The following is a 23153-nucleotide window of genomic DNA, read 5'->3' as shown; positions in this document are numbered from 1 at the left end:
CGGGGCGTATTTCCTCCTATCAGAGGATTTAAACCCAATAGAGTTCATGGACTTTATTTAACGTGCCACCGGCGGCTTGCGCAGCAAACTGTAGGCCATGGCGCCCAGTGCCGCCACGCCGAGCAGCAGCACGGCCCAGAGGCCGAGCTTCTTCAGGTCGGGGCCAGTGTCGGGTAACGCAGCAATCGCAGGCGGTTTGACCGCGATCTCCCCCGCCAACGTGGCCTGGCCCAAGGTTTTCAGGCGCTCGTCACGGTAATCGGGGATCAGCGTCGACAGCGGCAAGTTCGCCCCTTTCACGGACACATTCCCCAACGCCAGGGTGAACGGCGGCTCACCCCGCGCCAGGAACACCAACTGCGTGGCCCGTACGGCAACGCGCAACACGGGCGCTTCGACGCCCAGGCCGCCGCCCCGCTCGTCCACCTGCAATCTCAACTGAGCAACCGCCTGGCCCGGCAACTGCAATTCATCCTGCACCACCTCCTTGCCGTTCTGGCTCAGGCGGTACAGCAGGCCATTGCTCAACGGCTGCCACGTTTGCTTGACCTCACTTCGCCCTGACAACGTCACGGGCGCCAGCGTATTGGGCTGCTTCAACTCGACCCGCAAGCGCTCCACATTCAGCCCCGTGGGCAATTGCCAGCTGTACTCGCCCGCCTTGAGGCGCCCCCCCGGCAACGCTTGCGACCACACCAACGGCATCGGCAGGTTACTGCGAGTGGAGCTCTCCAGGCGGGCCGACGTCAGCAACGGCGCCGCCTGGCCCTGCCACACCAGCCGCAGGTAACGCGCCGATTGACCGGGAAGGCTCACGTCATGCTGCTCGACCCGCTCATCGGCAAATGACAAACGCGCCACTTGCCCATCACCCCAAGCTTGCCAGTGCTGCAAATCATCACTGGCTTCAATGCTGAAACGCTGGAAGCCCTCTTGCTCATGGCTCCAGTCCAGGCTCAATTGCTGCAACGGCGCCTTGATCGCACTGGCGTCCAACACCCAGCCACGCAGTACCTGCTTGCCGGGCTTAGCGGCAGTGGACGGTATGATTTCCACCAGGGCGCCGGTGGTGGTGGCCTTCATCACCACGTCAGGCAAGGCTTGCTCGGTGTCGGCAGCGTACAGCGGGAACCACTTCACGTCGGTGACGTTGCGGCTCTCGGTGCGCTGCGCGGACGGGCGCGACAACGCATACGCCTGAGGCTCACCGGCAGCGTCGAAGACCCGAACATCGCTGAGATTTGCCTGGCGCGCGCTCATTTGAACCGCCAATGGCAGCTCCAGGCTATACCAGGGACCAGCGCCGCTTACGGCCAGCGGCACCTGGGTGGCGAAATCAGCCGGACGTTCTTGAGCAAACGTCGCCGAACACAGCATCCATATCGTCAACCCACTCAGACTCAGCCTGCCCATCAAGAAGATGCTCCCTCAGGTTCAACGCGCTTAGGCGGCAGCGGCGCAAAGTAGCCAACCACCAGCAACAAACCGCCCACGCCGATAAACGACACGATCCGCGCCAAACCGCCACGGTTGCTCAGCTCGACAAAGAACAACTTGGCCACCACCACGGCAATCAGTGCCGCGCCGATCAGCCACACTTCGCGACGATGGCGCAAATGGCCGCCGATCATCAGTCCGAGGGCAATAAGGGTCCAGACGATCGACAGGCCGGCCTGCACCAGCATGGACTCCAGCAACGCATCCAGATGAAACGGCACGCCGCCCCAATGGTGGGCGGTACGCATCACCAGCGCGGTGAAGAATGCGAACAGCGAAATGCCGGCCACGCCCTGGGCGATCAACTCAACGCGCGGCCCACGTTCCGGCGCCGCACTGCGCGACCACAGGTAAATGCCCAGCAGCGCGAACAGCAGGCCCAGGTCCAATGGGTTGAGCAGTGGCACATAGGGCAGCGGCTTGGCCGTGCCGTCACTAAAGATGTTCGCCAGCCAGAACCAACCCAGCATCAGCACCGCCAGCGGTAATGCAGCGAATACGCGGTATTCCCTGGGGTAGGCCGACACCGGCCATGGCCAATGGCGCGGTGCGGCAGCCAGCACGAGATAGAGACTTGGCAGAATCGCCCAGCCCAACCAGCGCCAGGCGTTGTATTCGCTCGACAGCACCAGCAGGCCGTAGCGCAGTTCCAGCGCCAGCACACCGATCAGCATCCAACAACCCAGTACGTGAGCCGCGCTCAGCACTTTGCCGGGCACCACCGCCGACAAATGCCGCAGCGAGATGAAATGCACCACGAACACCACCCACCAGGCCAGCCAGCCGAACTGCGCGGCCGGGTGGTAATACTCGGTCCACGCGCCCAACAACACGAGCCCCACCGCAGGCATCAACAACGTGCTGGCGATACCCAACGCCGCCCAGCGCAAACGCAGCGCCAGTGCCGTCCAGATCACCACGCTCAGCGCGGCCGCCAGCACCAACAGCGAAGCGTGCAAGGCCGCAGGTGCCAAGCGCCAGACTTCAATGATCACCGCCAACGCCCACCACGCCACGCCCCAGGCCAGCAGACCGGCGGACAAGCGCCCACGGGGCAAGCACCAGGCGCCGAGCATGGCCGCCAAGGCAATGATCAGCGGTGTCCAGGCATTGTTCACGGGGTCGAGCGCAAACAGCGCGCCCGCAAGCACTTGCACGGCAACGCCACAGCGCACGACCCATGGCGAGCCGATACGCAGGCCCGCCCACACGGTCGCAAGGCCCGCAACCGACCAACTGACGATGCTGCCTTGGGTCGAAAACAACAGCGGCGCCAGCAGGTAAGCGCAGCCCAGGCCGAGGACGGCGAGCCCTGGAGCGCCGAGGCGCTCCCAACGCCGGGTCTGTTGCGGCGCGGCGTTGTGTATTTGATAAAAGCTGAACAGCAGTGCCGCACCCAGCAGCAACGCTCCCAATGGCGGCCCCTGCAGCAAGGTGTCCTGGCCATCGCGCAGTTCGCCGAGGAAGGCGAGCAGCGAACCCAGTTGCAGCAATAGGGCGAACGCCCGCGCGACGGGTCGATGCTGGCGTAGACCGAGCCAGAAGATCCCGGCGCCTTCGACGGCCCACGCCGCAGCAGTCCAGCGCGCATCAAGGCCCAAGGGAATGGCCAGGCTGGCGAAGATCACGCCAAGGGCCAGGCAGGTTTCCGTCAGGAGCAAGGCGCGCCCGCCACTGAGCACGCGGGCCAGGACAATGTAAATGATGCCCAGGCCCAGCGCACTGAACGCAGCAGCGAACTCAAGGTGTTGTACCAGCGCGAACTGCAGACCGAAGCCCACCAGCGGCGGGCCGAATAACAACGTGCCATCGACATAATCCCCCTTGGCCGCCGACCAGCGCAGTTGCGCGCCACGGCTGGCATCTTCGGGGGCGTCCTGGGTTTCCAGCAATTTACGCCGCGCGAACAACAGGCCGATAGCCAGGTACATCAGGAAAAACAGGATCAGGAACGGCTCGGTGCTCCACAACAGCTCCGGCGTGTAGGCGCGCATGCCCCAGGCGAAACCAATACCAAAGGTGCCAACAAAACCGATCACGTTCAGCAGGCGCCAGGCTTTGAACCAGGCAATCGTGAGGATGCCGGCGTTGAGCAACGCAAAGTAGCTGAACAGCGCCACATGGCTTCCGGCGCCGGTCGACACCAGGATCGGTGCCGCAAAACCACCCAACGCCGCCGCACAGGCCAGGCCGATGGCATCCTGGGTGATTGCCAGGATCGCCGAACAGACCGTGACGGCTACCAGCAACCCCATTGCCGCGCCAGGATCGATCAGGGGATGCAAACGCATTGCCGCAAATACCGTGAGGTACAACACGGCAATCCCCACGCCTTGCAGCATCAAGCCGTAGTTACCGTTGCGCAGCCGCAGCCACCAGCCCAGGCCCAGCAGGCCCAACGCGGCAGCGGCAACGCCGGCGTAGCGCAGCTCGATCGGCACCACCATGCCTTCAGTGGCATAACGCAGCAGGAAAGCCAGGCCGAGGAACAACAGCACCACGCCGACCCGCAGCACGGTGTTGCCGCCAAACAGCCAATTGCGCGCACCTTCAATAGCGCGCTCGATCAGGTTGGGGCCGCGAGGGATTACAGGTTCTTTAGGCGTCGGCGCCGGAGCCCACACGTCATCCGGCAGCGGCTGGCTCGGTTCGGCGCCCCTGGCAACGGGGGCCAACTCGGCAGGCAGCTCCCACACCAGCTCGGGCGGTTTGGCGACAGGTGCCGATTCGGGAACAGAGGGCTCGACCTTCACGCTGCTTGCAGGCGCGGGCACTTCCAGTTGCCGCAAGCGCTCGCCCAGCGCGATCAGCGACTTCTGCGTGGTGTCCAACTGACGCGCCTGCTTGTCCGCCTGGGCCGACAGCTGCGCCAGGCGAATCGCCTGGCCAATGCCCAGCCCCAGCAGCGCACCGATACCCGCATCACTGAACGATTCGTCGAGCGTCCAGCCGAGCACCAGGCCAATCAGCATGAAAATCCATTGCATGGTCGATATCCCTAAGCAGCCCGAGGCAGGCAAACCGAGGCCTAGTATATCGACGCTGCACCCATGTGGAAGCGGGCGTGTGTGGGAGCTGGCTTGCCCGCGACGCAGACACCTCGGTGTATCTGTCACACCGAGGTGATGCTATCGCAGGCAAGCCAGCTCCCACACAAGCCCGCGCACATATTCAGGTCAGCCGTGTTCAGTCGAGGGCTTTCCAGATCTCGGTCGCGTACTCCCTGATGGTCCGATCCGAGCTGAACCAACCCATCCGCGCCGTATTCAGCACCGCCGAACGCCACCACGCCTTGGAATCATGCCAATGCGCCTCAACCCGCGCCTGGGCGTCCCAGTACGAATCGAAGTCGGCACACACCAGGAAGCGGTCGTAGTCGATCAGCCCGTCGATCAGCCCCGCGTAGCGGCCCGGATCGTCCGGCGAGAACACCCCGCCGCCGATCGCTTGCAGCACGTCATTCAACCGATGAGACGCCGCGATGTCAGCACCTGCATTGAATTCACCAGCGTGCTTGCGGGCTTCCACCTGCTGCGCGCTGAGGCCGAAGATAAACATGTGCTCGGCCCCCACACGCTCGTGCATTTCCACGTTGGCGCCGTCCATCGTGCCGATGGTCAGCGCACCGTTGAGACCGAACTTCATGTTGCTGGTGCCCGAGGCCTCGAAACCGGCGGTGGAAATCTGCTCCGACAAATCCGCCGCCGGAATGATGCTTTCCGCCAGGCTGACGTTGTAGTTGGGCAGGAACACCACCTTGAGCAAACCGCGTACGGTCGGGTCGTTATTGACCGTGCGGGCGATGTCGTTGGTCAACTTGATGATCAACTTGGCCTGGTGATAACTGGCCGCCGCCTTGCCCGAGAAGATTTTCACGCGCGGCACCCAGTCGGTGCCCGGCTCGGCACGGATGGCCTGGTACAGCGCCACGGTGTGCAGCAGGTTGAGCAACTGGCGCTTGTATTCGTGGATACGCTTGACCTGCACGTCGAACATCGCCGCCGGGTTGACCGCAATGCCCAGGCGCTCGTGAATGATGTCCGCCAGCGCGCGCTTACTGTGCAGGCGCTGCTCGGCAAATGCCTTGCGGAACGTCTGTTTTTCGGCAAATGGCTCAAGCTCCACCAACCGCTCTTCGGGCTTGTCGAGAATGTCCGGGCCGAGCGCTTCCACCAGCATGGACGTGAGCTTGGGGTTGGCCTGGTACAACCAGCGACGGAAGGTAATGCCGTTGGTTTTGTTGTTGATGCGTTCCGGGTACAGCTTGTGCAGCTCGGAGAACACCGTGCTGCGCATCAATTGGGTGTGCAGGCCGGACACGCCGTTGACGCTGTGGGAGCCCAGGAATGCCAGGTTGCCCATGCGCACGCGGCGGCCGTTGTCTTCTTCGATCAATGACACCGCGCGCAGTACGTCAAAGTCGTGGATGCCCTTGGCGCGCAGCGAGTCGATGTGCTGGGCGTTGATCAGGTAGATGATCTGCATGTGCCGGGGCAGCATGCGTTCCATCAGGCCGACCGGCCAGGTTTCCAGCGCTTCAGGCAGCAGCGTGTGGTTGGTGTACGACAGGGTTTCCACCGTCACATCCCACGCCGCTTCCCACGGAATGTGGTGCAGGTCGACCAATTGACGCATCAGCTCGGCCACGGCGATGGACGGGTGGGTGTCGTTGAGCTGGATCGCGGCGTGTTCGCCCAGACTCAGCACCGAGCCGTGCATGTTCTTGTGGCGGCGCAGCAGGTCTTGCAGGGAGGCGGCGACAAAGAAGTATTCCTGGCGCAGGCGCAGTTCCTGCCCTGCTTCGGTGCTGTCGGCCGGGTAAAGCACTCGGGAGATGCTTTCGGCGCGTGCCACTTCGGCGACCGCGCCAAGGTGGTCACCGGCGTTGAAGCGCTCCAGGTGCAGGTCTTCCACCGCCCGGGCACGCCACAGCCGCAGCGTGTTGACGCTGGCACCGCGCCAGCCGACAACCGGCGTGTCATAAGCAATGGCGCGCACGGTTTCGTTCGGCGTCCATCGCTGGATCATTTTCCCGGAGGCATCTTCCAGTGTTTCGACGCTGCCACCAAAGCCGATCGGGTACGCCACTTCAGGGCGTTCGAATTCCCATGGGTTGCCGAAGTCCAGCCAGCGCTCGGTCTGCTCCTGCTGCCAGCCATCGACAATCGCCTGGCGAAACAAGCCGTGCTCATAACGGATGCCATACCCATGGCCGGCAATGCCCAGGGTCGACATGCTTTCCATGAAGCACGCCGCCAAGCGACCCAGGCCGCCGTTGCCCAGTGCGGCATCGGGCTCCAGCAGGCGGATGCGCTCAAGGTCGACACCCAGCTCCGAGAGCGCTTCACGAGCGATTTCCAGCACGCCGAGGTTGCTCAGGCTGTCGTAGAGCAAGCGGCCGATGAGGAATTCCAGGGAAAGGTAGTAAACCCGCTTCTGGCCCTTGCGGTAGATGCGCCGGGTGTGGTCCATCCAGTGATCGACCATCTGGTCGCGCGCGGCCAGGGCAATGGCTTCGAACCAGTCGTGGTCGAAGGCGTGATCCGGGTCCTTGCCCACCGCGTAGGTAAGTTTGGTCAAGACGGCATCGCGGAATGCGGCTACCTCTGCTTCTCGTTCAAGTGGTTCCTGAGACATCAATTGCGACCTCGGGCGAGATAGAAGGAGTTGCTAGAGCCTAGACGGTCTGACAGACGGTAGACGCTCTGGTTCGGCACTTTTTTAACGCATTTACCTTTACAGGGTTTTGATGCATTGGCCGTGCCTGCTTTTGATACAAGCGCGCCTTCTGGCCGAAACCCATAAAAAATTGTTCAAAAAATCATCAATCCCGGTATGATCGCGCGCCCGGACACCGCCCCACCTTGGAACCCTGATGAAGCCTCAACTGATCGCCGCCGCGGAACTCGACCGTCTTGAAACGTGGCAGAAATATTCCGCGCATATGTGCGGTGGTTGCGTGTCCAGCTGCTGCACGCTGCCGGTCGAAGTGAAGATCAAGGACCTGATCCGCATTGGTATCGTCGATGAATTCGAGCGCGGCGACCCGCCGAAGAACATCGCCAAGCGCTTGCAGAAGGAAGGCATCGTCGAGCGCTTCAACGCCAAATCCGAGATTTTTACCCTGCAGCGCATGAGCAACAACGATTGCCTGTACCTGGATCGTAAGACGCGCTTCTGCACTATTTATGACAAGCGCCCGGATACCTGCCGCAACCACCCGAAGATCGGTCCACGCCCTGGGTATTGCGCGTACAAGCCGAAGGAAGTGGTGCGCGAGACCAAGTTTCGGACACTCGATAAGTTCTGATCCAAGTTCTTTATTGCCTGGGCTACCGCGTTCGCGAGCAAGCCCGCCCCCACACTTGACCTCATTCATCCTGAAAAAACGCGGTCAAATGTGGGAGCGGGCTTGCTCGCGAAGAGGCCGGCACAATCACTGCACATTTTGCAGGCATAAAAAAACGCCCCCGGCCTTTCGACCGGGGGCGTTTTTCATTCAGCCTGAGTTAACTCAGTTCTTGGCTTTCTTGGCAGCGCGGGTACGCTCGCCTTCGTCCAGGATCTTCTTACGCAGGCGGATCGACTTAGGCGTGACTTCGCACAGCTCGTCGTCCTGGATGAATTCCAGGGCCTGTTCCAGGGTGAAGCGAACAGGTGGAACCAGAGCGATGGTTTCGTCTTTACCCGAAGCACGCATGTTGTCGAGCTTCTTGCCTTTGGTTGGGTTGACGCCCATGTCGTTGTCACGGCTGTTCAGACCAACGATCTGACCGTTGTAGATCTCTTGACCGTGTTCAACGAACAGCTTGCCACGCGCCTGGAGGGTTTCCAGGGAGTAGGTCAGTGCCTTGCCGGTTTCTACCGATACCAGAACACCGTTCTGACGGCCGGACATGTCGCCGGACTTCATGGTGTCGTAGCGATCGAAGATCGAGGTCAGGATGCCAGCACCGTTGGTCAGGGTCAGGAACTGGTTACGGAAACCGATCAGACCACGAGCAGGGATGTTGTATTCCAGACGCACACGGCCTTTGCCATCCGGCACCATGTTGGTCAGGTCGCCTTTACGCAGACCCATCTCTTCCATCACCTTGCCCTGGGATTCTTCCGGGGTGTCGATGGTGACGTTTTCGAACGGTTCCTGCTTCACGCCGTCAACCTGACGGATGATCACTTCTGGACGACCAACGCCCATTTCGAAGCCTTCGCGACGCATGGTTTCGATCAGTACCGAGAGGTGCAGCTCACCACGGCCGGAAACCTTGAACTTGTCAGCCGAGTCGCCTTCTTCAACGCGCAGTGCAACGTTGTACAGCAGCTCTTTGTCCAGACGCTCCTTGATGTTACGGGAGGTCACGAACTTGCCTTCTTTACCGCAGAAAGGCGAGTCGTTTACCTGGAAGGTCATGGAAACGGTTGGCTCGTCAACGGTCAGAGGCTTCATCGCCTCGACGGTGTCCGGGTGGCACAGGGTGTCGGAGATGAACAGCGAGTCCATACCGCTGATGCACACGATGTCGCCAGCGGCCGCTTCTTCAACGTCGATGCGGTGCAGACCGTGGTGACCCATCAGCTTCAGGATACGACCGTTGCGCTTCTTGCCGTCGGCGCCGATAGCGACTACCGGGGTGTTCGGCTTGACGCGACCACGGGCGATACGGCCAACGCCGATAACACCCAGGAAGCTGTTGTAGTCCAGAGCGGAGATCTGCATCTGGAACGCGCCGTCACGGTCAACAGCCGGGGCTGGTACGTTGTCGACGATCGACTGGTACAGCGGGGTCATGTCTTCAGCCATGTCGGTGTGGTCCAGACCGGCAATACCGTTCAGGGCCGAGGCGTAGACGACTTTGAAGTCCAGCTGTTCTTCGGTGGCACCCAGGTTGTCGAACAGGTCGAAGATCTGGTCCAGAACCCAGTCCGGACGCGCGCCTGGACGGTCAACCTTGTTGATGCACACGATCGGACGCAGGCCGGCTTCGAACGCCTTCTTGGTCACGAAACGGGTTTGCGGCATAGGGCCGTCTTGAGCGTCAACCAGCAGCAGAACGGAGTCAACCATCGACATTACGCGTTCTACTTCGCCGCCGAAGTCGGCGTGGCCCGGGGTATCCACGATGTTGATGTGGTAGCCGTTCCAGTTGATAGCGGTGTTTTTAGCCAGGATGGTAATGCCGCGCTCTTTTTCCTGGTCGTTGGAGTCCATCACGCGCTCGTCGTTGAGCTCGTTGCGCTCCAGGGTGCCGGATTGACGCAGGAGTTTGTCTACCAGGGTGGTTTTACCATGGTCAACGTGAGCAATGATGGCGATGTTACGTAGATTTTCGATCACTTGTGTATCTCGATCAGAGGATTCGGTGTGCTGACAGGTCGTGGCAGCGATTAACAGTAGAGTCAGGCCTTGCCGTTACAGCTTGACGGCAGAGTCGGGGGGCCGGTGACGCAGGCCACAGGCAAACAGCCCCGGGCTCTTAGCTCGGTCGATAAACGCGCACATTGGCATGTCCCTCACTGAGCAAATGGTGGGCATGCAGGCGACTCATCACGCCTTTGTCGCAATACAGCAGGTACTGACGGCTGTTATCCAGTTCCTTGAAACGCGCATTCAATGCATAGAACGGCAGCGTTTGTACGTCGATGCCGGCGATTTCCAGCGGCTCATCCTCAGCGGCATCCGGGTGACGGATGTCGATGACGATCTGGCCGGCCAGGGCTTCGCTGACTTCTTCGATCTTGATGTCCTGGCCCAATTCGTCGATCACGCGATCGATCGGGACCAGCTTGGCGTTCTCGAGCGCACGCTCCAGAATCGCCATGTCGAATTCTTTCTCTTCATGCTCCACGCGATGGCGCTTGGCGTGGGTCTTGGGGTTCACCGAAATGACCCCGCAGTACTCGGGCATGTGCTTGGCAAAGTCGGCGGTGCCGATCTGCTCTGCCAGGTCGATGATGTCCTGCTTATGGCTGGCGATCAGCGGGCGCAAGACCAGCTTCTCGGTGACGCAATCGATGATCGACAGGTTCGGCAGCGTTTGGCTGGAGACCTGGGAGATCGCCTCACCGGTTACCAGTGCATCGATCTGCAACTTGTCGGCGATTCGCGAGGCCGCGCGCAACATCATACGCTTCAATACCACGCCCATATGACCGTTATCGACTTTACCGAGAATTTCGCCCAGCACTTCCTCGAACGGTACGCTCACAAATAGCACGCGTTGGGAGCTGCCGTACTTCTTCCAGATAAAATGCGCGACTTCCATCACGCCCAATTCGTGTGCACGTCCGCCCAGGTTAAAGAAGCAGAAGTGGCTCATCAGGCCGCGGCGCATGATCTGGTAGGCCGCCACCGTGGAATCGAAACCGCCGGACATCAGCACCAGGGTCTGTTCCAGGGCGCCCAGCGGGTAGCCGCCGATGCTGTTGTGCTGGCTGTGGATCACAAACAACCGTTGGTCGCGAATTTCCATGCGCACTTCAATTTGCGGCGCTTTCAGGGAAATTCCGGATGCGCCGCACTCGCGACGCAGCTTGCTGCCGACGTATTTCTCGACGTCCATGGAGCTGAAGGTGTGCTTGCCGGCACGCTTGCAGCGCACCGAAAAGATCTTGCCTTCAAGCTCACTGCCGTAGTGCTGTTTGCACTTCTCGGTGATGTCATCGAAGTCGCCCAGCGGGTACTCATCCACCTGCAGGAAATGCGCGATGCCCGGCATGCAGCTCAGGCGCTCGGTCATGTCCTTCAAGGCTTTGGGCTCGGTGACACGGGTTTCCAGCTCGAGGTTGTCCCACACGCCGTTCACCACCACAGCCGGGTCCAGATCGCGGAGCACGGCACGGATGTTCTTGGCCAACTGACGGATGAAACGCGTCCGTACCGGTCGGCTTTTGATGGTGATCTCGGGGAAGACTTTAACGATTAATTTCATGGAAACAGCGCGCGCCGGGCCTGCTGAAAAAGGGGGGCGCGGATTATAGCGGAAATCGCTCAAGGTTTAACCAGTTAATATGCATCGCACGTGCAACGCACTAAATAGGTGCATTTGCGCGCCTTTGCGCTACATTGCGGTGCGCCATTTTTGGTCTTTTGTCGTAATGCACCTTTATAGGGTCGTTTTTTGAGCAGAAAACCCATGTTGGCGCACTGGCATGCAATTTGCTCTCTTGTGAGGCAGGTTGCCATGGCGGACTATCCGCGCCGGCATCACCCACATTCTAAGGGCTAACTCCACTACCCCAGCCCGAAGCCACCCGGAGGACACTATGTCGAAGTCGGTTCAACTCATCAAAGATCATGACGTTAAATGGATTGATCTGCGCTTCACGGACACCAAAGGCACTCAGCACCACGTGACCATGCCGGCTCGCGACGCGCTGGATGAAGCTTTCTTCGAAGAAGGCAAAATGTTCGACGGTTCCTCCATCGCTGGCTGGAAAGGCATCGAAGCCTCCGACATGATCCTGATGCCGGACGACAGCACTGCCGTACTCGACCCGTTCACCGAAGAGCCGACCCTGATCCTGGTCTGCGACGTGATCGAGCCTTCGACCATGCAAGGCTACGACCGCGACCCACGTGCGATCGCCAAGCGTGCCGAGGAATACCTGAAGTCGACCGGTATCGGTGACACTGTATTCGTAGGCCCAGAGCCAGAATTCTTCATCTTCGACCAAGTGAAGTTCAAGTCCGACATCTCCGGCTCCATGTTCAAGATCTACTCCGAACAAGGCTCCTGGATGTCCGATCAAGACGTGGAAGGCGGCAACCATGGCCACCGTCCAGGCATCAAAGGTGGCTACTTCCCAGTTCCGCCGTTCGACCACGACCACGAAATCCGTACCTCCATGTGCAACGCCATGGAAGACATGGGCCTGACCATCGAAGTGCACCACCACGAAGTGGCCACTGCCGGCCAGAACGAAATCGGTGTGAAGTTCAACACCCTGGTGGCCAAGGCTGACGAAGTACAGACCCTGAAGTACTGCGTACACAACACTGCCGTTGCCTACGGCCGTACCGCTACCTTCATGCCTAAGCCTCTGTACGGCGATAACGGTTCGGGTATGCACGTTCACCTGTCCATCGCCAAAGAGGGCAAGAACACCTTCGCTGGCGAAGGTTATGCCGGCCTGTCCGACACTGCCCTGTATTTCATCGGCGGTATCATCAAACACGGTAAGGCCTTGAACGGCTTCACCAACCCGTCGACCAACTCCTACAAGCGTCTGGTCCCAGGTTTCGAAGCACCGGTAATGCTGGCCTACTCGGCGCGCAACCGTTCCGCTTCGATCCGTATTCCATACGTGTCCAGCCCTCGCGCTCGCCGTATCGAAGCACGCTTCCCGGATCCAGCAGCCAACCCGTACCTGGCCTTCGCTGCCCTGGTAATGGCTGGCCTGGACGGTATCCAGAACAAGATCCACCCTGGCGACGCCGCCGACAAAAACTTGTACGACCTGCCGCCTGAAGAGGCCAAAGAGATCCCACAAGTGTGCGGCAGCCTGAAAGAAGCCCTGGAAGAGCTGGACAAGGGCCGTGCGTTCCTGACCAAAGGCGGCGTGTTCAGCGACGACTTCATCGACGCTTACATCGGCCTGAAGAGCGAAGAAGAAATCAAGGTTCGCACCTTCGTACACCCACTGGAATACGAGCTGTACTACAGCTGCTGATCCGGTAGCGCTGCTTAATGTAGCGTGATGAAAAAAGACCTCCTTCGGGAGGTCTTTTTTTTGGCCCGCGATTGCGCCGCATCGAGCACCTGTTGTATTGACTGATACTCCGCCATCGCGGGCAAGCCCCGCTCCCACAGGAGATCATCCTTGAAACGTCGACTTGTGTTCGCTCTGTTGTTCGTCAGTGCCAGTGCGAGTGCTGCGCCGCCCACTCTGGAGCCGCTGCTCAACAGCATTGCCGAACGCCTGGAGATCGCCGACCAGGTAGCCCTGAGCAAATGGGACAGCAAAAAGCCCGTGGAAGATAAAAAGCGCGAACAAGAGGTGATCGCCAGCGTTAGCGCCCAGGCACCGACCTACAAGCTGGACGCGGCCGCCGCCGAGCAGTTTTTTTCGGCGCAGATCGAGGCCAACAAGCTGGTGCAATACACCCACCTTTCCGACTGGCAGTTCCAAGGCAAGGCGCCGGACGACCCACGCCCGGACCTGATCAAACAGATACGCCCGCATCTGGATGAACTGCAAAAACGCCTGCTGCAGCAGCTGGCCGACTTTACCCCGCAGCGCACCGACCCGCAGTGCCCACAGTGGCTGGCCGAAGCCGTGCATGAGCCGCTGAACGATCCACTGCGGCAACTGGCGATGATCCGTGCCACGGCCGAGCTGTGCGTTCGACCTACTTGATTTGAGGAACCGTCCTGCATCTTCACCTGGGCCGACAGCCATAGCCTGAGCGTTCACTGACCGAACAGGATGGAACCATGGACACCCTCAAGTGCTTGACTGCAGCAGCGACAGTTTTGTCGTTGCTGGGCTGCGGCACGCAGGCAAAGGATGCGGCACAGATCGAGAAAGAGGTCTTGCTTGAACGTAGCGAGTCTTGGGACGGCACGCCCTACACAGCCTACCCGTCCGGCCCGCCGCAGCTCACGCTGATACGCCTGAAGATCCCGGCACGCACGCAACTGCCTTGGCACACCCACCCGATGCCGAACGCTGCCTACATCGTTTCAGGGGAGTTGACCGTTGAAACCCGCGCAAACGGCGCCTCGCGGACCTTGAGGCAAGGGCAAACCCTGGCCGAGATGGTGGGCACCGAACATCGCGGCATTACCGGAAACACACCCGTTGAGCTTCTGGTCTTTTATGCGGGCACTCCAGGCATGCCACTGTCAGAGCAACGCTGACCGTCCCGAACCGTTTTCACCCCGCATTGAAAACGGTCCGCCCAGCACTTCCTGAACAACCTTCACAAAACCGCACTATATTGGTGCGATAGGCTGCACCCTACCCACCTGCCCAGCCCATTTTGGTTCGAAACTTCCCGAGCAAGCTGGCAGAACGCCACAGTTTCGCGCCTAAAACCCCCATTTCAGGGCTTGCACGCTTCTTTTCGGAGCCTTGGTTTGGTTTTTGCATTTTCCTTGTATCAGCGTGTGCCTCAAGCCCGCGCGTTGCTCCAAAAGAGGTCCTGATGACCATCAGCGATGCACTGCACCGTTTGCTACTCGACAACCTGACCACCGCGACCATCCTACTCAACGACGACTTGCGTCTTGAGTACATGAACCCGGCGGCGGAGATGCTCCTGGCCATCAGCGGCCAGCGCAGCCATGGGCAGTTCATCAGCGAATTGTTCACCGAGTCAGCCGAAGCCTTGAGCTCATTGCGCCAGGCTGTGGAGCAGGCCCACCCCTTCACCAAGCGCGAAGCGATGCTCACGGCCCTGACCGGCCAGACCCTGACCGTCGACTACGCCGTGACCCCGATCCTCAGCAACGGCGCCACCTTGCTGCTGCTGGAAGTGCACCCGCGCGACCGCCTCCTGCGCATCACCAAGGAAGAAGCGCAGTTGTCCAAGCAGGAGACCAGCAAGATGTTGGTGCGTGGCCTGGCCCATGAGATCAAGAATCCGCTGGGTGGTATCCGTGGCGCAGCGCAACTGCTGGCCCGCGAGCTGCCGGACGATAACCTCAAGGACTACACCAACGTCATCATCGAAGAGGCCGACCGCCTGCGTAACCTGGTGGACCGCATGCTCGGCTCCAACAAGCTGCCGTCGCTGGCGATGACCAACGTGCACGAAGTGCTGGAGCGTGTCTGTCAGCTGGTTGAGGCCGAAAGCCAGGGCTGCATCACCTTGGTGCGCGACTATGACCCAAGCATTCCCGACGTTTTGATCGACCGCGAACAGATGATTCAGGCGGTGCTCAATATCGTACGTAACGCCATGCAGGCCATCAGCAGCCAGAACGAGCTGCGCCTGGGCCGCATCAGCCTGCGCACCCGCGCCCTGCGTCAGTTCACCATTGGCCATGTGCGCCATCGCCTGGTGACCAAGGTCGAGATCATCGACAACGGCCCGGGGATTCCTGCGGAACTGCAGGAAACCATTTTCTTTCCCATGGTCAGTGGCCGCCCGGACGGTACCGGGCTGGGCCTGGCCATTACCCAGAACATCATCAGCCAGCACCAGGGTCTGATCGAGTGTGAGAGCCATCCTGGCCACACCACGTTCTCGATCTTTCTGCCACTGGAACAAGGAGCCCCATCGACATGAGCCGTAGTGAAACTGTCTGGATCGTCGATGACGACCGTTCTATCCGCTGGGTCCTCGAGAAAGCCTTGCAACAGGAAGGCATGACCACCCAGAGCTTCGACAGCGCCGACGGTGTAATGAGCCGCCTGGCGCGCCAGCAGCCCGACGTGATCATCTCGGACATCCGCATGCCCGGCGCCAGTGGCCTGGACCTGCTGGCGCGGATTCGCGAGCAGCACCCGCGCTTGCCGGTGATCATCATGACGGCGCACTCGGACCTGGACAGCGCTGTCGCGTCCTATCAGGGCGGCGCCTTTGAATACCTGCCCAAGCCGTTCGACGTGGACGAAGCGGTGGCATTGGTCAAACGCGCCAACCAGCACGCCCAGGAACAACAGAACCAGGAAGCTCCACCCGCCCTGACCCGCACCCCGGAAATCATCGGCGAAGCGCCGGCGATGCAGGAAGTGTTTCGCGCCATCGGGCGCTTGAGCCATTCCAACATCACCGTGCTGATCAACGGCGAGTCGGGGACCGGTAAAGAGCTGGTCGCCCATGCCCTGCACCGTCACAGCCCACGCGCAGCCTCGCCGTTCATTGCGTTGAACATGGCGGCGATTCCAAAGGATTTGATGGAATCCGAGCTGTTCGGCCACGAAAAAGGCGCATTCACTGGCGCAGCCAACCTGCGTCGCGGGCGCTTTGAACAGGCTGACGGCGGCACGCTGTTCCTCGATGAAATCGGCGATATGCCGGCCGACACCCAGACCCGTCTGCTGCGCGTGCTGGCGGACGGTGAGTTCTATCGGGTGGGCGGACACACACCGGTCAAGGTCGACGTACGCATCATCGCGGCGACCCACCAGAACCTGGAAACCCTGGTGCACGCGGGCAAATTCCGTGAGGACTTGTTCCACCGCCTCAACGTGATCCGCATCCATATCCCGCGCATGTCGGACCGTCGCGAAGACATCCCGACCCTGGCCCGCCACTTCCTCAGCCGCGCCGCTCAGGAGCTGGCCGTCGAGCCGAAGCTGCTGAAAAGCGAGACCGAGGAATACCTGAAGAACCTGCCGTGGCCCGGCAACGTGCGTCAGTTGGAGAACACCTGCCGCTGGATCACGGTGATGGCCTCCGGACGCGAAGTGCACATCAGCGACCTGCCTCCGGAGCTGTTGAGCCTTCCGCAGGATTCCGCGCCGGTGACCAACTGGGAACAAGCGCTGCGCCAATGGGCCGACCAGGCCCTGGCGCGCGGCCAGTCGAACCTGCTGGACAGCGCCGTGCCGGCGTTCGAGCGCATCATGATCGAGACCGCCCTCAAGCACACCGCCGGTCGCCGCCGCGATGCCGCCGTGTTGCTGGGTTGGGGCCGCAATACCCTGACGCGCAAGATCAAGGAGTTGGGGATGAAGGTGGATGGTGGGGATGATGACGAGGGTGATGAAGCCTGAATCTCAGATCCACTGAAGATCCAATGTGGGAGGGGGCTTGCCCCCGATGACGGTATATCAGCCACAGATGTTGTGACTGACCTACTGCTATCGGGGGCAAGCCCCCTCCCACATTTGGACCGCTACAAAGTTCCAGCGCCGTGCACCGCTTCAATGCACCATGAACCGGCATCGGGCATGAATCTAACGCATCAAGCCTCAGGCTCGTTGATGACAATCTGAATACCAAAAACACCAAAGCCCCGTATTCCGGGGCTTTGCGCTTTTTTTAGGATTTTTTTGGCACAACGTCGCCACTCTGGCACGCGCCCTGCAATAACCCTTGTACTACCCAGTTTCGGGGACCTTGGTACAGGCAGGCCGAGAATCCCCTCTTTACACCCGGGGTGCTTGACGCGAGCAGCGTCGCGCCCCACACCGCTTTGGGGAACCTCGGTACAGGCAGGCCGGGGATTCCCTCTTTAACACCGAAGCTTTGCAAGCTTCACCCTGTTTTGGGAGCCCTGGTACAGGCAGGCCGGGAACTCCCTCTTTTATTGCTCTTGGAGATGGATCGCCAGCCGCCAGCGGCCGTCAGCCTCCTCCCCTTTCCATTCCCCGCGCAACGGCCGAGCCGCCACCAGGTTCAGCAGCAGGCCGCCATCGGTCTTACGCACGCGCCAGTTCACATCCTTGTCATTGACCTTGAGCTGCCCACCGGCGGCCTGGCCCTGTGCGTCGAACAGCAGCGCCACGGTGCCGTCGATATGCTCGCCGTGCAGCTTGGGTTCGCTGTTGAACCACACCACCACGCCGTCCGCCGCGGTCTCGACCTGCTGCAGTTCGACCGGGTCCGGTGTGGTCAGGCGACCGATCATCAGGCCCACCATCATGCCAACAATCGCCAATGAGCCCATGACCCGAGGCATAAGCTTCGGTCTTGGGTCCTCTTCAGGGGTAGAATGCAGCGCATCTTTGCCTTCGGAGCCGTGCATGTTTCACGTCATCCTTTTTCAACCAGAAATTCCGCCGAATACCGGCAACGTTATCAGGCTGTGCGCCAACAGTGGCTGCCACCTGCATTTGATCGAGCCCCTGGGCTTCGACATGGACGACAAGCGCCTGCGCCGTGCCGGGCTCGACTACCACGAGTACGCCACGCTCAAGCGCCACGCCGACCTGGCCAGTTGCCTGGAAAGCCTGGGGCATCCGCGACTGTTCGCGTTCACCACCAAGGGCTCGCAACCGTTCCACGATGTCAGCTTTGCCGAAGGTGACGCCTTCCTGTTCGGTCCGGAAAGCCGTGGCCTGCCGGCCGAGGTACTCGACGCCCTGCCCGATGGCCATCGCCTGCGCTTGCCGATGCGCGAGGGGTGCCGCAGCTTGAACCTGTCCAACACCGTGGCCGTCGCGGTTTACGAAGGCTGGCGCCAGCTCGGTTTCAAGTAACACCGTAAAACAAGTGTGGGAGGGGGCTTGCCCCCGATGACGGAGTGCCAGTCGACATCTATGTGACTGACACTCCGCTATCGGGGGGCAAGCCCCCTCCCACATTTTTACCGCATCGACTTATTGAACGGTCGACGAACCTTCCTGTTGCATGCGCTGCAGCTCTTGAGCGTACAGGGCATCGAAGTTCACCGGAGCCAGCATCAGCGCAGGGAACGAGCCACGGGTGACCAGGCTGTCCAGGGTCTCACGGGCATACGGGAACAGGATGTTCGGGCAGAACGCGCCCAAGGTGTGGCTCATGGACGCTTCGTCCAGGCCCTGGATCAGGAAGATACCGGCCTGTTGCACTTCAGCGATGAAGGCCACTTCTTCGCCGTTCTTGACGGTCACGGACAGGGTCAGCACGACTTCGTGGAAGTCGCCTTCCAGGGCCTTCTGGCGAGTGTTCAGGTCCAGTGCAACGCTGGGGGTCCATTCCTGGCGGAAGATGGCCGGGCTTTTCGGCGCTTCGAACGACAGGTCACGCACGTAGATGCGCTGCAGCGAAAACTGTGGCGCTTGGGCTTCTGCAGCTTCGGTGTTCTGTTGGTCAGTCATCGCAGATCCTTGTGATCTTGGGGTCTTTTAGGGTTTAGGCATCAGACGAGCAGCAGCGCATCGAGTTTACCCGCGCGCTCCAGGGCAAACAGGTCATCGCAACCACCGATATGCTTGGCGCCGATCCAGATCTGCGGCACGGACGTGCGCCCCGCCTTCTGGGCCATCTCGGCGCGCACCTGGGGTTTGCCGTCGACCTTGATTTCTTCGAAGGCAACGCCCTTTTTCTCCAGCAGAGCCTTGGCCCGCATGCAGTAAGGGCACCAATCGCTGGAATACACGACAACCTGGCTCATATCACTTCACCAGCGGCAGGTTATCGGCGCGCCAGCTGCTGATGCCACCGGACAGCTTGGCGGCGGTGAAACCGGTCTTGAGCATTTCGCGGGCGTGGGTGCCGGCGTGCTGGCCTTGGGCGTCGACCAGGATGATGGTCTTGGCCTTGTGCTTTTCCAACTCGGCCAGGCGCGCGATCAGCTTGTCCTGCGGAATGTTCAGGGCACCGACGATGTGGCCGGTGGCAAAATCCTTGGCCGGGCGGATGTCCACGACAACGGCCTCATCCTTGTTGACCAGTGCGGTCAGCTCCGCCGTGCTCAGGCTGCGGCCACCGCGGCTCAATTCGTGAGCGATCAGCAGCGCCAGCAGGATGACGAAGGCACCCACGAGCAGGTAGTGGGCAGTGGCAAATGCAATCAGGTGATCAACCATCAAGGAGGTTCCAGGGCGTTAAAATGGCGGTAAGTATACACAGCCGTCAGGGGGGGCCAACCCCCGTAAAGCGGTGACGTGGTCGGAACTTCGCTTTAAACTGCCACTCCCTTTTCAATTGTCTTCCTTTATTACCGCCGCGAGAGGATCTATGACTACTACGCCTAAACCTTTGGTCCTGATAATTCTCGATGGCTTCGGACACAGTGAAAGCCACCACGACAACGCGGTATACGCGGCCAAGAAGCCGGTACTCGACCGCCTGACCGCCAGCGTACCCAACGGCCTCATCTCTGGTTCAGGTATGGACGTAGGCTTGCCGGACGGTCAGATGGGCAACTCGGAAGTCGGCCACATGAACCTCGGCGCCGGACGAGTGGTATACCAGGACTTCACCCGTGTGACCAAAGCGATCCGCGATGGTGAGTTCTTCGAGAACCCGACCATCTGCGCCGCGGTAGATAAAGCAGTGGCTGCCGGCAAGGCCGTGCACTTCATGGGCCTGCTGTCCGATGGCGGCGTCCACAGCCACCAGGACCACCTGGTCGCCATGGCCGAACTGGCCTTTAAGCGCGGCGCCGACAAGATTTACCTGCACGCTTTCCTCGACGGCCGGGACACCCCGCCGAAAAGCGCGCAATCCTCCATCGAACTGCTCGACACCACCTTCGCCGCCCTCGGCAAAGGCCGTATCGCCAGTTTGGTCGGCCGTTACTTCGCCATGGACCGCGACAACCGTTGGGACCGCGTCTCCCAGGCCTACAACCTGATCGTCGACGGCCAGGCCGAATTCCACGCCGCCACCGCCCAGGAAGGCCTGGAGGCCGCCTACGCCCGTGGCGAGAGTGACGAATTCGTCAAGGCCACCACCATCGGCGAGCCGGTGAAGGTAGAAGACGGCGACGCGGTGGTGTTCATGAACTTCCGTGCCGACCGCGCCCGCGAGCTGAGCCGCGTATTTGTCGAAGACGGTTTCAAGGAATTCGAGCGTGCCCGCCAGCCCAAAGTGCAGTACGTGGGCCTGACCCAATACGCCGCCAGCATCCCGGCCCCCGCGGCCTTTGCTCCGGGCAGCCTGGACAACGTGCTGGGCGACTACCTGGCAAAAAACGGCAAGACCCAGCTGCGCATTGCCGAAACCGAGAAATACGCCCACGTGACCTTCTTCTTCTCCGGCGGTCGTGAAGAGCCGTTCCCAGGCGAAGAACGCATCCTGATCCCATCGCCAAAGGTTGCGACCTACGACCTGCAGCCGGAAATGAGCGCGCCGGAAGTCACCGACAAGATCGTCGACGCCATCGAACACCAGCGTTACGACGTGATCGTGGTCAACTACGCCAACGGCGATATGGTCGGCCATAGCGGTAACCTGGAAGCCGCGACCAAGGCCGTGGAATGCCTGGACCTTTGCGTCGGTCGCATCGTCGATGCCCTGGAGAAAGTCGGCGGCGAAGCACTGATCACGGCTGACCACGGCAACTGCGAACAGATGTCCGATGAATCCACCGGCCAGGCCCACACAGCCCACACGACTGAGCCAGTGCCGTTTATCTATGTCGGCAAGCGTGATTTGAAAGTGCGCGAAGGCGGCGTGCTGGCAGATGTGGCGCCGACCATGCTGATGCTGATGGGGCTGGAGAAGCCGGTGGAGATGACCGGGACTTCGATTCTGGTCTGATCCCAGCCTCACCACAAAACCAGTGTGGGAGCGGGCTTGCTCGCGAATACGGTAGCTCAGTCGACATTTTCAGCGACTGGCACACCGCATTCGCGAGCAAGCCCGCTCCCACATTGGTTGTACGCTGTTTGATAGATGTCTTTTCGCCATACCACCGCCACTCGGCACCTATCTTGCCCCCCAGCCCGAATTGGGCGTTTTTTTTGCCGCGCTTGGCGGGCATACTAGAGCGTCCCTTTCCCTGGTGTCGCCCGCCTCTATGCTTCGCGCCTTGATTACCCTCGCTCTTGTCTGCCTGCTCCAACCGGCGTTTGCCGATGAGCGCGCACAAACCCAACAACAGTTGGACGCTACGCGTCAGGACATTACCGAGCTGAAAAAACTGCTCGGCAAGCTCCAGGAAGAAAAATCCGGCGTGCAGAAAGACCTGCGCGGCACGGAAACCGAGATGGGCAAGCTGGAGAAGCAGGTCCAGGAGTTACAAAAAGAACTAAAGAAGAGCGAGTCGGAACTGGAGCGACTCGACGCTGAGAAAAAAAAACTCCAGAGCGCACGCGTTGAACAGCAACGCTTGATCGCGATCCAGGCGCGTGCCGCCTATCAGAATGGCCGCCAGGAATACCTCAAGCTGCTGCTCAACCAGCAGAACCCGGAAAAATTCGCGCGCACCCTGACCTACTACGACTACCTGAGCAAGGCCCGCCTGGAGCAATTAAAGAGCTTCAACGAGACCTTGCGCCAGTTGGTCAACGTCGAACAGGAAATCGCTAACCAGCAGTCGCAGCTTGAGGACCAGAAAAGCAGCCTCAACGCTCAGCGCGACGAGCTGGACAAGGTTCGCAAAGAGCGCCAGCTGGCCCTGGCCAAGCTGAATGACGACGTGAAGGCCCGCGACGCCAAGCTGCAAGCCCGCGAGCAGGACCAGGCCGACTTGGCCAAAGTCCTCAAAACGATTGAAGAAACCCTGGCCCGCCAGGCACGTGAGGCCGAAGAAGCGCGGCAAAAAGCGCTGATCGCCCAGCAGGAAGCCGAAAAAAAGCGCCAGCGTGAGGCCGAGCTGGCTGCCACCTCGGACGCCCCGGCACCGCGTAAACCGGCGCGTGCAGCGCCTGGCCCGCTGGTTTCCAGCGCCGGCGAATCCTTCGGCGGCCCTTTTGCTTCAGCGCGCGGCAAACTTCCATGGCCGGTTGATGGTCGATTACTGGCACGCTTCGGTGAAACCCGTGGCGATGACACCCGCGCGAAGTGGGATGGCGTGATGATCAGCGCCTCCGCTGGCAGCCAGGTGCACGCCGTCCACGGTGGGCGCGTGGTGTTTGCCGATTGGCTGCGGGGTGCCGGTTTGTTGGTGATTCTTGACCACGGTAATGGCTATTTGAGTCTTTACGGCCACAATCAGACTTTACTCAAGTCGGCAGGTGATGTTGTAAAAGCCGGTGAATCCATTTCCACTGTCGGTAACAGTGGTGGCCAGGACACCCCGGCGCTGTACTTCGCTATTCGTCAGCAGGGCCGCCCGAGCGACCCTGCACAATGGTGCCGTTCCCAAGGATAGGGCTGCATCTACATTAGG

Annotated in this window: 18 protein-coding genes; 9 read left to right on the top strand and 9 right to left on the bottom strand. The window is 60.7% G+C overall.

Annotation, left to right across the window (positions count from 1 at the left end):
* Positions 1-57: 57 nt before the first annotated feature.
* The 3 genes from PF1751_RS01685 to PF1751_RS01675 all read right to left on the bottom strand — a co-directional run bounded on the left by PF1751_RS01685 (position 58) and on the right by PF1751_RS01675 (position 7134).
* On the bottom strand, positions 58-1413 hold the full coding sequence (locus PF1751_RS01685) for a DUF3999 domain-containing protein (protein WP_044286502.1): 1356 nt from the start codon (positions 1411-1413) through the stop codon (positions 58-60).
* Entirely contained in the window at positions 1413-4484 is a 3072-nt protein-coding gene (locus PF1751_RS01680; protein ID WP_044286500.1) for a DUF2339 domain-containing protein, read from the bottom strand. The genes PF1751_RS01685 and PF1751_RS01680 overlap by 1 nt, the downstream gene beginning before the upstream one ends.
* A 199-nt stretch (positions 4485-4683) precedes the next feature.
* Positions 4684-7134 (bottom strand): glycogen/starch/alpha-glucan phosphorylase, encoded by a 2451-nt coding sequence (locus PF1751_RS01675; protein ID WP_044286499.1) that lies wholly within the window; start codon positions 7132-7134, stop codon positions 4684-4686.
* A 238-nt stretch (positions 7135-7372) separates the two neighbouring features.
* Here PF1751_RS01675 and PF1751_RS01670 point away from each other — a divergent pair, with 238 nt between their 5' ends.
* Entirely contained in the window at positions 7373-7807 is a 435-nt protein-coding gene (locus PF1751_RS01670; protein WP_010213857.1) for a YkgJ family cysteine cluster protein, read from the top strand.
* Between the two features lie 204 nt (positions 7808-8011).
* Here PF1751_RS01670 and typA read toward each other — a convergent pair whose 3' ends face one another.
* Together typA and thiI are read right to left on the bottom strand one after the other, a co-directional pair.
* Complete coding sequence (gene typA / locus PF1751_RS01665; protein ID WP_010213863.1) at positions 8012-9832, bottom strand: translational GTPase TypA; 1821 nt, start codon at positions 9830-9832, stop codon at positions 8012-8014.
* Positions 9833-9971: 139 nt separating this feature from the next.
* A complete protein-coding gene (thiI, locus tag PF1751_RS01660; protein ID WP_010213865.1) occupies positions 9972-11426 on the bottom strand; it encodes a tRNA uracil 4-sulfurtransferase ThiI in 1455 nt (484 codons plus the stop codon).
* 334 nt (positions 11427-11760) lie between these two features.
* Here thiI and glnA point away from each other — a divergent pair, with 334 nt between their 5' ends.
* From glnA to ntrC, 5 genes are all read left to right on the top strand, one after another.
* Positions 11761-13167 (top strand): type I glutamate--ammonia ligase, encoded by a 1407-nt coding sequence (glnA, locus tag PF1751_RS01655; RefSeq protein WP_010213867.1) that lies wholly within the window; start codon positions 11761-11763, stop codon positions 13165-13167.
* Positions 13168-13317: 150 nt separating this feature from the next.
* Positions 13318-13854 (top strand): chorismate mutase, encoded by a 537-nt coding sequence (locus PF1751_RS01650; RefSeq protein WP_044286497.1) that lies wholly within the window; start codon positions 13318-13320, stop codon positions 13852-13854.
* A gap of 77 nt (positions 13855-13931) precedes the next feature.
* Entirely contained in the window at positions 13932-14357 is a 426-nt protein-coding gene (locus PF1751_RS01645) for a cupin domain-containing protein (protein ID WP_044286496.1), read from the top strand.
* A gap of 287 nt (positions 14358-14644) precedes the next feature.
* Positions 14645-15730: a nitrogen regulation protein NR(II) gene (glnL, locus tag PF1751_RS01640; RefSeq protein ID WP_010213871.1), complete on the top strand. Its 1086-nt coding sequence runs from the start codon at positions 14645-14647 to the stop codon at positions 15728-15730.
* Positions 15727-17163: a nitrogen regulation protein NR(I) gene (ntrC, locus tag PF1751_RS01635; RefSeq protein WP_008435682.1), complete on the top strand. Its 1437-nt coding sequence runs from the start codon at positions 15727-15729 to the stop codon at positions 17161-17163. Before glnL ends, ntrC begins: the two co-directional genes overlap by 4 nt.
* Before the next feature lie 533 nt (positions 17164-17696).
* Here the strand turns inward: ntrC and PF1751_RS01630 are convergent.
* Entirely contained in the window at positions 17697-18137 is a 441-nt protein-coding gene (locus tag PF1751_RS01630) for a hypothetical protein (RefSeq protein ID WP_044286495.1), read from the bottom strand.
* On the opposite strand from PF1751_RS01630, the gene PF1751_RS01625 reads away from it, so the two are divergent.
* Positions 18136-18591 carry a tRNA (cytidine(34)-2'-O)-methyltransferase gene (locus tag PF1751_RS01625; RefSeq protein ID WP_010213874.1) on the top strand — a complete coding sequence of 152 codons (456 nt, stop codon included), beginning with the start codon at positions 18136-18138 and terminating at the stop codon, positions 18589-18591. The two genes, PF1751_RS01630 and PF1751_RS01625, sit on opposite strands and share 2 nt — an antisense overlap.
* A 120-nt stretch (positions 18592-18711) precedes the next feature.
* On the opposite strand, the gene secB is transcribed toward PF1751_RS01625, so the two are convergent.
* Genes secB through PF1751_RS01610 form a run of 3 tightly spaced genes read right to left on the bottom strand, consistent with a single transcriptional unit; the run spans position 18712 to position 19902 of the window.
* On the bottom strand, positions 18712-19191 hold the full coding sequence (gene secB / locus PF1751_RS01620; RefSeq protein WP_010213875.1) for a protein-export chaperone SecB: 480 nt from the start codon (positions 19189-19191) through the stop codon (positions 18712-18714).
* A gap of 41 nt (positions 19192-19232) precedes the next feature.
* Positions 19233-19487, bottom strand: a complete 255-nt coding sequence (gene grxC, locus PF1751_RS01615; protein ID WP_010213876.1) for a glutaredoxin 3 — start codon at positions 19485-19487, stop codon at positions 19233-19235.
* A gap of 1 nt (position 19488) precedes the next feature.
* A complete protein-coding gene (locus tag PF1751_RS01610) occupies positions 19489-19902 on the bottom strand; it encodes a rhodanese-like domain-containing protein (protein ID WP_010213877.1) in 414 nt (137 codons plus the stop codon).
* A gap of 151 nt (positions 19903-20053) precedes the next feature.
* On the opposite strand from PF1751_RS01610, the gene gpmI reads away from it, so the two are divergent.
* Positions 20054-21580, top strand: a complete 1527-nt coding sequence (gpmI, locus tag PF1751_RS01605; RefSeq protein ID WP_010213878.1) for a 2,3-bisphosphoglycerate-independent phosphoglycerate mutase — start codon at positions 20054-20056, stop codon at positions 21578-21580.
* A 259-nt stretch (positions 21581-21839) separates the two neighbouring features.
* Positions 21840-23135: a murein hydrolase activator EnvC family protein gene (locus PF1751_RS01600; RefSeq protein ID WP_010213881.1), complete on the top strand. Its 1296-nt coding sequence runs from the start codon at positions 21840-21842 to the stop codon at positions 23133-23135.
* Positions 23136-23153 lie beyond the last annotated feature (18 nt).

The organism is Pseudomonas simiae, assembly GCF_000934565.1.
Classification (GTDB): Bacteria; Pseudomonadota; Gammaproteobacteria; order Pseudomonadales; family Pseudomonadaceae; genus Aquipseudomonas; species Aquipseudomonas simiae.
Note: the sequence above shows the minus strand (reverse complement) of the source record. Positions and strands in the feature narration are given on the sequence as shown.

Coding starts and splice junctions, on each gene's coding strand:
- PF1751_RS01685 (WP_044286502.1), bottom strand. CDS start 1,413: ATGGGCAGGCTGAGTCTGAGTGGGTTGACGATATGGATGCTGTGTTCG.
- PF1751_RS01680 (WP_044286500.1), bottom strand. CDS start 4,484: ATGCAATGGATTTTCATGCTGATTGGCCTGGTGCTCGGCTGGACGCTC.
- PF1751_RS01675 (WP_044286499.1), bottom strand. CDS start 7,134: ATGTCTCAGGAACCACTTGAACGAGAAGCAGAGGTAGCCGCATTCCGC.
- PF1751_RS01670 (WP_010213857.1), top strand. CDS start 7,373: ATGAAGCCTCAACTGATCGCCGCCGCGGAACTCGACCGTCTTGAAACG.
- thiI (WP_010213865.1), bottom strand. CDS start 11,426: ATGAAATTAATCGTTAAAGTCTTCCCCGAGATCACCATCAAAAGCCGA.
- glnA (WP_010213867.1), top strand. CDS start 11,761: ATGTCGAAGTCGGTTCAACTCATCAAAGATCATGACGTTAAATGGATT.
- PF1751_RS01645 (WP_044286496.1), top strand. CDS start 13,932: ATGGACACCCTCAAGTGCTTGACTGCAGCAGCGACAGTTTTGTCGTTG.
- glnL (WP_010213871.1), top strand. CDS start 14,645: ATGACCATCAGCGATGCACTGCACCGTTTGCTACTCGACAACCTGACC.
- ntrC (WP_008435682.1), top strand. CDS start 15,727: ATGAGCCGTAGTGAAACTGTCTGGATCGTCGATGACGACCGTTCTATC.
- PF1751_RS01625 (WP_010213874.1), top strand. CDS start 18,136: ATGTTTCACGTCATCCTTTTTCAACCAGAAATTCCGCCGAATACCGGC.
- PF1751_RS01630 (WP_044286495.1), bottom strand. CDS start 18,137: ATGCACGGCTCCGAAGGCAAAGATGCGCTGCATTCTACCCCTGAAGAG.
- secB (WP_010213875.1), bottom strand. CDS start 19,191: ATGACTGACCAACAGAACACCGAAGCTGCAGAAGCCCAAGCGCCACAG.
- grxC (WP_010213876.1), bottom strand. CDS start 19,487: ATGAGCCAGGTTGTCGTGTATTCCAGCGATTGGTGCCCTTACTGCATG.
- PF1751_RS01610 (WP_010213877.1), bottom strand. CDS start 19,902: ATGGTTGATCACCTGATTGCATTTGCCACTGCCCACTACCTGCTCGTG.
- gpmI (WP_010213878.1), top strand. CDS start 20,054: ATGACTACTACGCCTAAACCTTTGGTCCTGATAATTCTCGATGGCTTC.
- PF1751_RS01600 (WP_010213881.1), top strand. CDS start 21,840: ATGCTTCGCGCCTTGATTACCCTCGCTCTTGTCTGCCTGCTCCAACCG.